This window comes from Chryseobacterium sp. D764 (assembly GCF_019317325.1).
Lineage (GTDB): Bacteria > Bacteroidota > Bacteroidia > Flavobacteriales > Weeksellaceae > Chryseobacterium.
Window position 1 is genome coordinate 2,599,586 of sequence record NZ_CP079219.1, and the last position, 12,175, is coordinate 2,611,760.

Below are 12,175 nucleotides of genomic sequence, written 5' to 3' on the forward strand. Positions count from 1 at the left end.
TTGATGACTCTCTTTATTGTTTATCTGAACTTTGAAATAGTTGCTTATGGATTATGACTCTTTTTCTTCTTCCAATTCCACTTCATGACGCAGCTGAGCTTTGTAAAGAGTAGCATAATATCCGTTCTTATCCAAAAGCTCAAGGTGCTTCCCTTCTTCTACAATTTTACCATGCTCCATCACAATGATCTTATCAGCTTTTTCGATGGTGGAAAGCCTGTGGGCAATAATAATGGAGGTTCTGTTCTTTGTAATTTTTTCTGTTGCTCTCTGGATAAGTTTTTCACTTTCATGGTCAATGGAAGACGTTGCTTCATCCAGTATTAAAATTTTCGGATCCGATAAATAGGCTCTCAGGAAAGACAGCAATTGTCTCTGGCCTAAAGATATTGATGAACCTCTTTCGCTCACTACATAATCATATCCGCCAGGAAGCTGCTGGATAAACTGATCTACCTCAATTTCTCTGGCACCAGCTTTTATTTTATCTAAAGTTATACTGTCGTCTCCAAAGGAAAGGTTTTCAAAAATACTTCCATGGAAAAGGAAAACATCCTGTAAAACGACTCCGATATGACTTCTCAGATTATAAAGCTCGTAATCTTTTAAATCCACATCATCAATCAGGATATTTCCGGAATTGATATCATACAATCTTGTAATCAAACTGATAATGGTTGATTTCCCGGCACCTGTTGCACCAACAATAGCTACTGTCTCTCCCGGATTTACTTTAAAATCAATCCCTTTCAGAACTTCCTGTTTTTCATCATAGGCAAAATGTACTTTCTGGAATTCAATTTTTCCGGCGAAGTGATCTTTCTTCACCGTTCCGTTATTCGGCATTGCATTTTCTTCATCCATTAATCCCAATACTCTTTCTGCTCCCACAATTCCTCGCTGGATATTGTTGAAACGGTCAGCAATCTGTCTCAAAGGGCGAATCAGCATTGAAATATACTGGATAAAGGCAATCACCACCCCTGCACTGATTGTAATATATCCTCCATAGAAAAGGATAAATCCTATGAATAATGAAGAAATAAGTTCCACTACAGGAAAGAACAGCGAGAAAATAAATACGGTTCTCAGTAATGCTCCCTTTAGTGTAACATTAATATCATCAAATTTCTTAAATTCAGATTCCTGTCTGTTGAATACCTGAATAATAGACATTCCCGCCAGTCTTTCCTGAACAAAAGAGTTCTGATTGGCAGTCCAGTTTCTCTCGTCTCCAAAAGCTTTCTTCAATCTTTTTTGAAAAAATCTTGTAATGACTACCATTAAAGGTAAAATAGCCAGCGTAATGTAACTCAGGTGAACATTGGTGCTGAACATCATAATCAGTACAAACAGAATTCTCAGTATATCCCCGAAAACCATCAGGAAACCGTCTGTATATACTGTAGCAATTGTTTCCACATCTCCTACCGCACGCGTTACCAGCTGCCCGATTGGGGTTTTATCAAAAAATGAAGTTTTGAAATAAATCAGCTTAGCATATAACCGCTCTCTGATATCCCTGATTACATTCTGTGAGATAAAATTTGAAAAATAAACCAGGAAAAAGTTTAAAATCGTTTCAGCAAACACCAATCCTACAAGGATATAGATATGCTTCATCATCAAAGCCTTATCATGGAGCTTTGTAATATCATTATCCACCACCTGCATAGTAAGATACGGCCTGTAAGTAGAAACAATGGAAAGGAATATAGAAATTATAAGAGTAAGGATGAACCATGAACGGAACTTCATTCCGATAAAGAACAGCCTTTTTATAATCTCCCAGGTATCTTGTTTTTTCATTGTACGAATCGAAAGAAAGAATTAAAATAAAATTCTATGCAAAAATAAGACTTTATAACCGGACTGCGTTTACAACTTTTGCAAATCGTCATAGAAAATTTCAGATACCTACCATTTACAATATGAATATATTAAGCATTCTTTTCTTCGCCTGTTTCTCCATTAATGACATAAGAGCCAAAAACACCATCAACAATAAAAACTCTTCAGACAATCTGAACTCTTCTTGAAATTAAACTATTTCTATGATGAATTGATGAAAATTTTAAAATTCATATCCCACATCCACCAGATACAATCCGTGTCCCGGTGCTGAAGTTCCTGCTGCGTTACGGTTTTTATCTTCAATTACTGCACGAAGATCTTCCGGTTTCAGTTTTCCGGTTCCTATTTCAACCATTGTTCCAACAATAGCACGAACCATATTTCTGAGAAAACGATTAGCTGAAACAGTAAATTTAAGTTCTGTTCCGTTCTGCTCCCACTCCGCTTTATACATTTTGCAGATATTGGTCTTATTGTCTGTCTTTAATTTCGCAAAACTGGTGAAATCCTCATATTCAAAAAGAATTTTGCAGGCTTCATTCATAGCATCAATATCCAGAGTCCTTTTCCAGTGCTGCCAGGCAGATTCTTGGGTAAATGGATTTTTTTCCAGTGAGATATAATATTCGTAGGTTCTATATGTAGCATCAAAACGGGCATGAAAATCATCTTTTACCGGAAAAATCCTTTTAATGGAAATATCAGGCGGAAGAAAACTGTTCAGCCTGCGTGGAAGCTGATCATTTATTTCATGTTCAGTATCAAAATGGGCAAATATTTTTTTGGCATGAACTCCGGTATCAGTTCTTCCTGCTCCTGTAGTTTTAATCTCTTCCCTTAAAATTGTGGAAAGTGCTTTTTCCAGTTCTTCCTGCACAGAAATGGCATCCGGCTGTATCTGATAGCCGAAATAATTCTTCCCGTTGTAAGAAAATTCAATAAAGTATCTCAATGTATTGTAATAACTCCACAAAAATACTTTAATTTAACGAAATATTTGTTGAAAAGTCTTTGAGAATGTTGCACCAAATGCTTACGAAAATTCCTATTTTTGCAATCGTATGAAAAGATGGTACCTTTATCCTTTTTCCCTTGGTTATCATTTGGTAACGGGTATCCGGAACACAATGTATGATCTGGGAATTTTTAAGTCGACAAAATTCAAAACTCCGATAATCAATGTCGGAAACCTTTCTGTGGGTGGCAGCGGAAAGTCACCCATGGTGATGTATCTTGCCCAATATCTATCCAAACATTACAGAACCGGAGTACTTTCACGAGGCTATGGAAGGCTGACAAAAGGCTATGAAGTAACCAACTATGAAAGCAACTACAAAATGGTGGGTGATGAAGCCATGCAGCTTTTTGAACGTTTTAAAAACCGTTTTGTCATTGCTGTTTCAGAAGAACGTGTTCCCGGAGCCAAAAAAGTAATTGAAGATATGGACCTTGAAGTTCTCGTATTGGATGATGCTATGCAGCACAGAGCGATCAAGCCTGGATTCAATATTCTGATGACTGACTTTAATGATCCTTTTTTCAAGGATTATGTTCTTCCTGCCGGAGATCTGAGAGAATCAAGAGCCGGATATAAAAGAGCAAATATCATCATGGTAAGCAAATGTCCTGATGAACTTACTGAAGAAACAAAAAGATATTATATCTCAAGAATAAGACCTTCTTACGGACAGAAAGTTTTCTTTTCATCCATTGGTTATGACGAAAATGTATACGGAAAAGATAAAATGCTTCCGGATAACAACCTGAATTATTACGATATTTTACTGATCACCGGAATTGCCAATCCTAAACCGCTTCTGGAACATCTGGCAAAATTCTCAAAAAGGGTGAAACATTTAAAGTTTAGAGACCATCATAATTTCACGGATGATGATATTAAAAAAATCCTTGCCGAGTATAAAAAATTAGGAGAATATAAGCTGATATTAACCACTGAGAAAGACTATGTACGTCTGAAAACTTTTGACTATCTTAGAGATATTGTTTACTACTGGCCTATCAATGTACTTATTGATAAGAAAGAAGAATTCAATCAAATCATCTTAGATTATGTTAGAAAAAATTAAAGAGACCGCAGATTTTATTAAAAATATTATTCAGGAATCCCCTGATTTTGCGGTTGTTTTAGGATCCGGATTGGGAAAATTGCAAAATGAAGTAGAACCAATCCATGTTTTAGAGTACAAAGACATTCCCCATTTTCCACAGACTACAGTGGCCGGACATACCGGAAAACTTATTTATGGACTCCTGGAAGGGAAAAAAGTACTGATGATGAGCGGCCGTTTCCATTATTATGAAGGACATTCTATGGAAACTGTGACTTTTCCTGTGAGAGTTTTTCATTTACTGGGCATTCAAAATCTTATTCTTTCCAATGCGTGCGGCGGCGTAAATCCAGCTTATAGCGTTGCAGATGTTGTCATTCTGAAAGACCATATCAACATGATGCCTGAACATCCGCTTCGTGGAAAAAATATAGATGAGCTTGGACCACGTTTTGTGGATATGAGCGAACCTTATAACAAAAAAATGATTGCTGTGGCAGAACAAGCAGCTGCAGATCATCATATTAAAATCCATCAGGGAACTTATGTTGCCTTACAGGGACCAACTTTTGAAACTCCGGCTGAATATGGCATGATCAAAGCGATCGGCGGAGATATGGTAGGAATGAGTACCGTTCCGGAAGTCATTGTTGCCAGGCATATGGAAATGGATGTATTCTGTATTTCGGTCATCACAGACCTTGGCGGACCCGATATTGCTTTGGCCGTTTCTCACGAAGAAGTTTTAAATGCAGCCAATAAAGCAATGCCCAATGTAATTGCTGTTGTTAAAGGTTTGATTAGAAATTACCAATAAAAAATCATCCAAATATTCTCATAGAAGCCATCAATATTATAAATTTTTCCTAATTCAGCAGAAATCAATCTCAGATTGCAATTCATTGTTTAGATTTGTACACATGAAATTGTACAAAATGAGAAAGTTGATAGTAATTTTTATGATGGGTATTTTTGGAATAAGTTATTCACAAAAAGCTCCTGCTGTTCTTAAAACAGGGTTTTCAAAAGAAGCTTTACAACAGAAACTGGAAGATGAAGAGGGAAAATCCATTACAGTTCAGCAGATTCTTGATCACCATAAAGGAAAAGTTTTGGTCATTGATTTTTGGGCAGGATGGTGTAGGGATTGCTTAAATGCTCTACCAAAAGCTAAAGAATTAGAAGAAAATAACAAGAATATAGATTTTGTATTTTTATCATTAGACCGTTCAAAAGAAGGGTTTGAAAAAAGTCTTGAAAGATTTGACATGAAACACAAAGAAAATTATTGGTTTGCTTCCGGGTGGAAAAATGATTTTAATAATTATGTGGATCTTAACTGGATTCCAAGATATATGGTGATTGATCAGAAATCTTCTATTGCAAAATATTATGCAATATCTCCTGAAGATCCTGAACTTCAACAAACTATAGATAAACTTTTAAAATAACTTTCATCTATTTTCCTTCAAAAAAACATAAAAAACTCATTGAAACCGTTGCTTTTCAATGAGTTTTAAAATTTAAGATATATAATAACATCATGATCACAAGAGAAGCCACAGAACAGGATTTAGAAATCCTTTTAGAATTTGAACAGGGAGTTGTTACTGCCGAAAGACCCTTCAACAGTACACTTATAGAAGGAGAAATTCATTATTATGATTTAAAATATCTGATACAGTCTCCGGAAGCAACGGTAATTGTTGCTGAAGAGAATGACGAAATCGTTGCATCAGGATATGCCCTAATCAAAAAGTCAGAAAAATATTACAATCAATTTGAGAAATATTCTTATCTGGGGTTTATGTATGTAAAGCCGGAATATAGAGGAAGAGGCATCAATAAAGTGATTACAGATGAGCTTATTGCCTGGTCAAAATCAAGGGGAATCAGTGAAGTAAGACTTGATGTATATGCTCAAAATGAATCTGCCATAAAAGCTTATGAAAAAGCAGGTTTTGAACCTCATCTTCTCACCATGAGACTGAAATAGTAAAACGATGGAAGCAGGAAGATCGAGAATGGAAGTAATTTCAGTGCAATTAATAATCAGTTTTTTTAATTTTCAATAAATGGACATTCAATTTTTATATCGTCCTCATTAACTTCCTTCTCCCAGCTTCAGACTTCCCTTCTTAAAATAATTTACCGTAAATAAAGGAATCCATATCTTTGTATATGGATTTTTCTTTGCCACTTCGTAAAATTATTCATGTTGACATGGACGCATTCTATGCTTCTGTGGAGCAGCATGATAATCCTGCATTGAAAGGCAAGCCTATTGCAGTTGGAGGGCAGCATCGCGGTGTAGTTGCTGCAGCAAGCTATGAAGCCAGAAAATATGGAGTACGTTCTGCAATGCCCAGCAAAACCGCAAAAGAAAAATGTCCGCATCTTATTTTTGTTCCTCCCCGATTTGCCAGATATAAAGAGATCTCCAAAAAAATCCGGGAGATTTTCTATGAATATACTGATCTGGTAGAACCTCTTTCTCTGGATGAAGCCTATCTGGATGTCACCGAAAATAAAAAAGGAATGGAATCTGCCAACCTGATCGCCAAAGAAATCCGTCAGAAAATCTTTGAACAGACGGGTCTTACGGCATCTGCAGGAATTTCAGTCAATAAGTTTTTGGCTAAAGTGGCTTCAGACATCAATAAACCGAATGGCCAGAAAACAATTCATCCTGATAAAATGGAGCATTTCCTGGAAGAACTGCCTGTAGAAAAATTTTACGGCGTTGGAAAAGTTACCGCTAACAAAATGTTTAGTTTAGGAATTTATAAAGGAAAAGATTTAAAAAAAAGATCTCTTGAAGATCTGGTAAGACTTTTCGGGAAGTCCGGGAAACATTATTACAATGTAGTACGCGGTATTCATACTTCTGAAGTAAAACCTCACCGAATCCAGAAAAGTGTGGCGGTGGAAAGAACTTTTTTTGAAGATCTTCTGGATGAACAGCAGATCAATGAAAAACTGGAAAGCCTTGCTCAGGAAATTCATCAGAGATTGCAGAAAAATAATATTCTTGGAAGGACTTTAACTTTAAAAATAAAATATAAAGACTTCTCTCTTTTCACAAGGAGTATCACCAGGGAAGATTATTTCTCGTCACCAGAACAGTACGTCAGCACGGGAAGAAAACTATGGGAACTCCGCCCTTTCGATAAAGCTGTACGCCTGCTCGGGTTGTCTCTCTCTCAACTGAATACGGAAGAAAAAAAACAAGTTTCCGTTCAACTAAAAATCCCGTTTGAGGAATTTGAAAATGAGTAGGTCATATTTTTTCGCTACCTTGTATCAACCAAATCAGTAAATTTATGAACCCAACCATGATTCAGTTTTTCCACTGGTATTCTGAAGGAGACGGAAAATTGTGGAAAGAAGCCGAAAAACAGGCCAGATACTTAGCAAAACTTGGAATTACTTCTGTATGGTTTCCTCCAGCCTATAAAGGAACAAATGGCGGTTATTCTACCGGATATGATGCGTATGATCTCTATGACCTCGGAGAATTTGACCAGAAGGGAACCATACCTACAAAATATGGTATTAAAAACGATTATACAAAAGCCATTAAAACCCTAAAGAAACAAAATATACAAGTGATTGTAGATATTGTTCTGGGACACAAAGCCGGAGGTGATGAACTGGAAAAATTCAAAGTGGTAAAAGTAGATGAGGAAAACAGAGAAAAAGTAATTTCTGATATTATTGAAATCGAGTCTTATACCAAATTCACCTTTCCCGGAAGAGGAAAAAAATATTCTGATTTTGAATGGAATTTCACCTGTTTCAGCGGTGTAGATTACGCAGAAGGTATGGAATCCCACATTTATAAAATACAGTCTGAATATGGAAATGATTGGGAGGAAATGATTCACGACGAAAAAGGAAATTACGACTACCTGATGTACAATGATATTGAACACCGGAATCCTTTTGTACGGGAAGAACTCAATCGCTGGGCAAAGTGGTATTTTGATCAGACTGATTTTGATGGAGTCAGACTGGATGCTTTGAAGCATATTTCGTTCGATTTTTATAAAGAATGGCTCACAATGCTTCGTTCCAATTCCGGAAAAAATATCTTCGCTGTAGGAGAATACTGGGCTCCCGGATATCTTCATCTGCTTCAAAAGTATATTGAGGTGACGGAAGGCTGTATGAGTCTTTTTGACAGCTCTCTTCAAAATAATTTTCATAATGCTTCAAAAGAAGGAAGTTCTTATGACCTCCGAAGAATTTTTGATGAAACTCTTACTCAGGCAGATCCTATGCATTCTGTAAGTTTAGTGGCCAATCATGATACCCAGCCGCTCCAGGACCTTGAAGCTCCCGTAGAATCCTGGTTTAAACCTCTTGCTTATGCTTTAATCTTATTGAGAAAAGATGGATATCCATGCGTTTTTTATCCTGATTTGTATGGCGCCCATTATGTGGATAAAGATCGCGGAGGTCATGATCAGGAGATATTTATGCCTAAAGTAGATGGAATAGAAGAGTTATTAAAAGCCAGAAAAGAGCATGCTTATGGAGACCAGAAGGATTATTTTGAGGATGCTAATTGTCTTGGATGGGTTCGTACGGGTGATGATGAACATTCAGGTTGTGCTGTAGTATTAAGCAATAAGGATGCTTACAACAAGCCTATGGAAGTGGGACAGCTTTACACAGGTAAAAAATTTAAAGATCTTTTGAAACGATTCAAAGAAAAAGTAACCATTGATGAAAACGGATGGGGAAATTTCCTTGTTCCGGCAGGAAATGTAAGCGTTTGGATTCCCGAATAAGATTAAATTTCAATAAAAATATAAGAAGTTGTCTCAAAAGTGTCATTCTGAATAAGCCCCTTGTCAAGGTTTAAAACCTTGACAAGGGGCTTCGCTCATTAGAAGCCTCTTTCAGTTTATGAGGATCTGCAGATTAGCAATAGATGTATCGGCAATTCCAAATATCTGTAGCCCATTCACAACATTGCCCGTCTTCGGTGGAAGTACAGCATACTTTACCCCAATTCAGATCTCCAGCCTTTATACTTTTCAGTTCCTCACGTTTAAGTTTTTTCACTTTGAAATCTTTGTTTGCTTTCATAATTATTATTTTATGGTTTACTAATTAAATATACATTAAAAATTATAATTACGAATCAATATTCAACACTAACTACTTGATTTAGTATATATAACCCATAATAACATCATAATATAATAGTAAAAACAGAGCTAAATAATCCGTCAAAAATTCATTGATTTTTTGTCATCCTTTAAAAAGGTAATGTTTACATCTTCAGTTCGGATATGTATTAATATAAAGGATTTTTCAATGGAAAAAATATAATTACATCTTACGGATTTCCAGGATTTCCGGTTTTTCGGATGTATCAGCAATTTTTCCGGTTCTGGCAAATTCTGCCCAGAGAGCCCGCAGTTTCTTACCGTTCTCATGAATACGGCTCCAGGGGATATCTTTCAACATTTCAGAAGATTTCCACGCAGATTCGTTACCAAAGATCAAAGGAAGATCAATACAGTGAGAAGCTCCGATATGATTGTCTTTTAATGTTGAATAAATTCTGAACAGATAAACATTTCCGCCAGCATCAGCCAGATTTTCAGCAAACCGCCTCGCTGGATTTCCATAGATAAATTCTGTAGTTTTCTCAACAGTTTTATCCATGATTTTTAATCCCAACCCTGTTCCAAAATATTTATTTAAAGCTTCAGAAGTTTTGAGATAAAATGCAGTTTCATTATTATTCAGACCAATCAGCACATCATATTTCATAGCATTCTTTTTCCACATTCCCACTGATTCTTCTTCTTTACATAAAGGAAAACATCCGTATTGAGTACCAAAAGGCATCGCAGCTTTCAGACCGTATTTGATGATGGATGGTAAAAATTTTCCGTATTCATCCATCATTTTTAACACGTCAGTTTCATCTTTCAATGCTTCTGTTTTTTTCAGAAATTCTGCGGCCATTTTCTGTCTTTGATGGCGTAACCCCAAAGGCGCACTCTGGATAATAACACGCTGAAATAAATCTTCCACTCCTTCAGAAATCATTAAATGAGCAATCGCATCACCTCCTGAAGACTGCCCGAGAAGGGTGATATTATTTTCATCTCCACTGAAATCTGCAATATGGGTTTTTATCCACTTTAATGCTTCAATCATATCCAGGAGTCCAAGATTAGCAGGCCTGGTTTCATCTCCGCCCAAAAAGCCAAATAATCCCAATCGATACGAAACAGCAACAACGATGACATGCTGTTCTTTCACCCATTCGGAGGGATCTGAAGTGGCAAGATCACCACAGCCTATTTCATGAGATCCTCCATGAATCCAAACTATAACAGGAAGTTTTTCATTTTCAGAAACTGTTTCAGGACGGGTAATTGAAAGATACTGTGTAAATTCATCAGCTTCAAAACTGTCAACAGGAGTAGCTCCAATCATTTTTTCCACAAGCGGACTTAAAGTTTGAGGGCACACCGGAGTTTTTTCAGGAGCAACAATATTTGATGATGAAGATTCTGCAGCAACAGGTTTTTGAAATCTTTCAGAATGGGCATAGCGGATACTTTTAGCCCTGATAATTCCTTCTTCTTTCAATGCTATAATTCTCCCGAAACGGGTATCAAAAATAAAGGTTTCCTGCTGATTTGGTGTCATCTTTACAATGGTGAAAACTTTTCTCTTTAAATTTAATTATTTAAACACAAATTGCGCAAATGAAAGCATTAATATCCACTAATTGTTATAGTGATATTTGTGAAACAATTAGTGTTATTCGTGTTAAAAGATCTTAGTTCAGGATTTTGTATTCACTTGGAGAAATACCCACTTTTGCTTTGAAGAGTCTTGTAAAATGCTGTGGATATTTGAATCCTAGATCATAGGAAATCTCACTGATTGTTTTTGCCTGATCCATAATCTGTTCTTTGGCAATATCGATAAGTTTGTTGTGGATAAATTCCTGAGCGGAAATTCCCAGCTCTTTTTTAATCAGGTCTCCGAAATAATTAGCAGATAAATTCAGTTTTTCTGCAAAGTAATTCACCATTGGGAAACCGATATTTTTAGGGTTTTCAGATTTTAAATAATCATCTACCAGATTTTCAAATTTGCCGATCACTCCCTGATTGATATGATCTCTTGTAATAAACTGACGGTCATAAAAACGCATACAGTAATTCAGAAACAGCTCAATATTATTTACAATTAAAGATTTGCTGTGTTTATCGATAGCCTGCTCCAATTCCAGTTTAATATTTTTAAAGCATTCCAATATGATTTCCCGCTCTTTTTCAGAGAGATGTAAGGCTTCGTGTACATCATATGAGAAAAAGGAATACTCTTTAATGTTCTTACCTAAGTTTGTTCCTTTTATCAAATCGGAATGGAAAATTAATGCGGAACCTGCGGGCTGAACATATTTATCTTTGTTATAAATTCCATAGGTCTGTCCGGGGGCAATAAACACCAATGTTCCTTCCTGATAATCGTAGCTGTGTTTTCCATACTGCATGTCTCCACACATTACATCTTTCAGAAAAACGGTATAAAACCCAAATTTTCTTTTATGCTGGCAGATAGGATCAGATTTAGAAAAATCGATCACACTTACCAGCGGATGCAGAGTTTCATGATTGGCCATTTTATTGTATTCCGAAACACTATTATAGATTTCAACCTCCTGATTTTCCATGAAGTATATTTTTATTACTATTCAAAATTACCACTTTCTGATGTAACTGAAATAGGGTCTGTAAAATTGGTAAGTAATTCGGTAATCTGTATAAGTGTGGTTTACCGGAAAGTTTCGACTTTTGTATCGTTATGCAAACTTTTAATACAGCCACCTTTCCAAAAGGGGAAAAAGCTCCTGCAGATTATTTCTCCGGAGAACGGCGTGGGTTCACATCCTGAAACCCAATGAAGACAACCTGAACTGCCAGATAGGAAATGTCATTTTTGAACCAGGATGCAGAAATAACTGGCATTCTCATGGCGGCGGGCAGATTTTAATTGTAACTTCAGGAACAGGATACTACCAGGAAAAAGATAAACCTGTACAGATTTTGAACCCGGGAGATATCGTCAATATTCTTCCCGGTATCATCCATTGGCATGGTGCCGACCCGGACAGTGAATTTACCCATATCGCGATCAATCCCAACACTCAAAACGGGGTTATAGAATGGCTGCAGCCTGTAACGGATGAAGAATATAACAATTTATAA

General features: G+C 36.4%; 12 protein-coding genes. 7 read left to right on the plus strand and 5 right to left on the minus strand.

The genetic code is table 11. From position 1 onward, the window contains the following. Nucleotides 1-51: 51 nt before the first annotated feature. Together KYG33_RS11745 and truA are read right to left on the minus strand one after the other, a co-directional pair. Nucleotides 52-1,809, minus strand: a complete 1,758-nt coding sequence (locus KYG33_RS11745; RefSeq protein ID WP_077418916.1) for an ABC transporter ATP-binding protein — start codon at nucleotides 1,807-1,809, stop codon at nucleotides 52-54. 265 nt (nucleotides 1,810-2,074) lie between these two features. Next, nucleotides 2,075-2,806 (minus strand): tRNA pseudouridine(38-40) synthase TruA, encoded by a 732-nt coding sequence (truA, locus tag KYG33_RS11750; protein ID WP_219071801.1) that lies wholly within the window; start codon nucleotides 2,804-2,806, stop codon nucleotides 2,075-2,077. Between the two features lie 109 nt (nucleotides 2,807-2,915). Here truA and lpxK point away from each other — a divergent pair, with 109 nt between their 5' ends. The 6 genes from lpxK (at nucleotide 2,916) to KYG33_RS11780 (ending at nucleotide 8,719) form a co-directional block, all read left to right on the plus strand. Further along, a complete protein-coding gene (gene lpxK / locus KYG33_RS11755) occupies nucleotides 2,916-3,941 on the plus strand; it encodes a tetraacyldisaccharide 4'-kinase (RefSeq protein WP_047386127.1) in 1,026 nt (341 codons plus the stop codon). Then, complete coding sequence (locus tag KYG33_RS11760) at nucleotides 3,925-4,740, plus strand: purine-nucleoside phosphorylase (RefSeq protein ID WP_219071802.1); 816 nt, start codon at nucleotides 3,925-3,927, stop codon at nucleotides 4,738-4,740. The genes lpxK and KYG33_RS11760 overlap by 17 nt, the downstream gene beginning before the upstream one ends. Nucleotides 4,741-4,858: 118 nt before the next feature. Next, a complete protein-coding gene (locus KYG33_RS11765) occupies nucleotides 4,859-5,374 on the plus strand; it encodes a TlpA family protein disulfide reductase (protein WP_219071803.1) in 516 nt (171 codons plus the stop codon). Nucleotides 5,375-5,466: 92 nt separating this feature from the next. Continuing rightward, nucleotides 5,467-5,919 carry a GNAT family N-acetyltransferase gene (locus tag KYG33_RS11770; protein WP_219071804.1) on the plus strand — a complete coding sequence of 151 codons (453 nt, stop codon included), beginning with the start codon at nucleotides 5,467-5,469 and terminating at the stop codon, nucleotides 5,917-5,919. 185 nt (nucleotides 5,920-6,104) lie between these two features. After that, nucleotides 6,105-7,202 carry a DNA polymerase IV gene (gene dinB / locus KYG33_RS11775; RefSeq protein WP_077418911.1) on the plus strand — a complete coding sequence of 366 codons (1,098 nt, stop codon included), beginning with the start codon at nucleotides 6,105-6,107 and terminating at the stop codon, nucleotides 7,200-7,202. Nucleotides 7,203-7,246: 44 nt separating this feature from the next. Then, the gene (locus KYG33_RS11780) at nucleotides 7,247-8,719 is read left to right on the plus strand and encodes an alpha-amylase (protein WP_219071805.1); all 1,473 of its coding nucleotides are present in this window, start codon (nucleotides 7,247-7,249) and stop codon (nucleotides 8,717-8,719) included. Nucleotides 8,720-8,852: 133 nt separating this feature from the next. Here KYG33_RS11780 and KYG33_RS11785 read toward each other — a convergent pair whose 3' ends face one another. From KYG33_RS11785 to KYG33_RS11795, 3 genes are all read right to left on the minus strand, one after another. Further along, nucleotides 8,853-9,020, minus strand: a complete 168-nt coding sequence (locus KYG33_RS11785) for a hypothetical protein (RefSeq protein WP_175627285.1) — start codon at nucleotides 9,018-9,020, stop codon at nucleotides 8,853-8,855. Between the two features lie 246 nt (nucleotides 9,021-9,266). Continuing rightward, nucleotides 9,267-10,604 carry a carboxylesterase family protein gene (locus tag KYG33_RS11790; RefSeq protein WP_219071806.1) on the minus strand — a complete coding sequence of 446 codons (1,338 nt, stop codon included), beginning with the start codon at nucleotides 10,602-10,604 and terminating at the stop codon, nucleotides 9,267-9,269. A 133-nt stretch (nucleotides 10,605-10,737) separates the two neighbouring features. Then, complete coding sequence (locus tag KYG33_RS11795) at nucleotides 10,738-11,640, minus strand: helix-turn-helix domain-containing protein (protein WP_219071807.1); 903 nt, start codon at nucleotides 11,638-11,640, stop codon at nucleotides 10,738-10,740. 319 nt (nucleotides 11,641-11,959) lie between these two features. On the opposite strand from KYG33_RS11795, the gene KYG33_RS22505 reads away from it, so the two are divergent. Continuing rightward, entirely contained in the window at nucleotides 11,960-12,175 is a 216-nt protein-coding gene (locus KYG33_RS22505; protein ID WP_232539107.1) for a cupin domain-containing protein, read from the plus strand.

What these genes read in the sequence shown, in the direction of transcription:
- KYG33_RS11745 (WP_077418916.1), bottom strand. Translation starts at nt 1,809, where the DNA reads ATGAAAAAACAAGATACCTGGGAGATTATAAAAAGGCTGTTCTTTATC.
- lpxK (WP_047386127.1), top strand. Translation starts at nt 2,916, where the DNA reads ATGAAAAGATGGTACCTTTATCCTTTTTCCCTTGGTTATCATTTGGTA.
- KYG33_RS11760 (WP_219071802.1), top strand. Translation starts at nt 3,925, where the DNA reads ATGTTAGAAAAAATTAAAGAGACCGCAGATTTTATTAAAAATATTATT.
- KYG33_RS11765 (WP_219071803.1), top strand. Translation starts at nt 4,859, where the DNA reads ATGAGAAAGTTGATAGTAATTTTTATGATGGGTATTTTTGGAATAAGT.
- KYG33_RS11770 (WP_219071804.1), top strand. Translation starts at nt 5,467, where the DNA reads ATGATCACAAGAGAAGCCACAGAACAGGATTTAGAAATCCTTTTAGAA.
- dinB (WP_077418911.1), top strand. Translation starts at nt 6,105, where the DNA reads ATGGATTTTTCTTTGCCACTTCGTAAAATTATTCATGTTGACATGGAC.
- KYG33_RS11780 (WP_219071805.1), top strand. Translation starts at nt 7,247, where the DNA reads ATGAACCCAACCATGATTCAGTTTTTCCACTGGTATTCTGAAGGAGAC.
- KYG33_RS11785 (WP_175627285.1), bottom strand. Translation starts at nt 9,020, where the DNA reads ATGAAAGCAAACAAAGATTTCAAAGTGAAAAAACTTAAACGTGAGGAA.
- KYG33_RS11790 (WP_219071806.1), bottom strand. Translation starts at nt 10,604, where the DNA reads ATGACACCAAATCAGCAGGAAACCTTTATTTTTGATACCCGTTTCGGG.
- KYG33_RS11795 (WP_219071807.1), bottom strand. Translation starts at nt 11,640, where the DNA reads ATGGAAAATCAGGAGGTTGAAATCTATAATAGTGTTTCGGAATACAAT.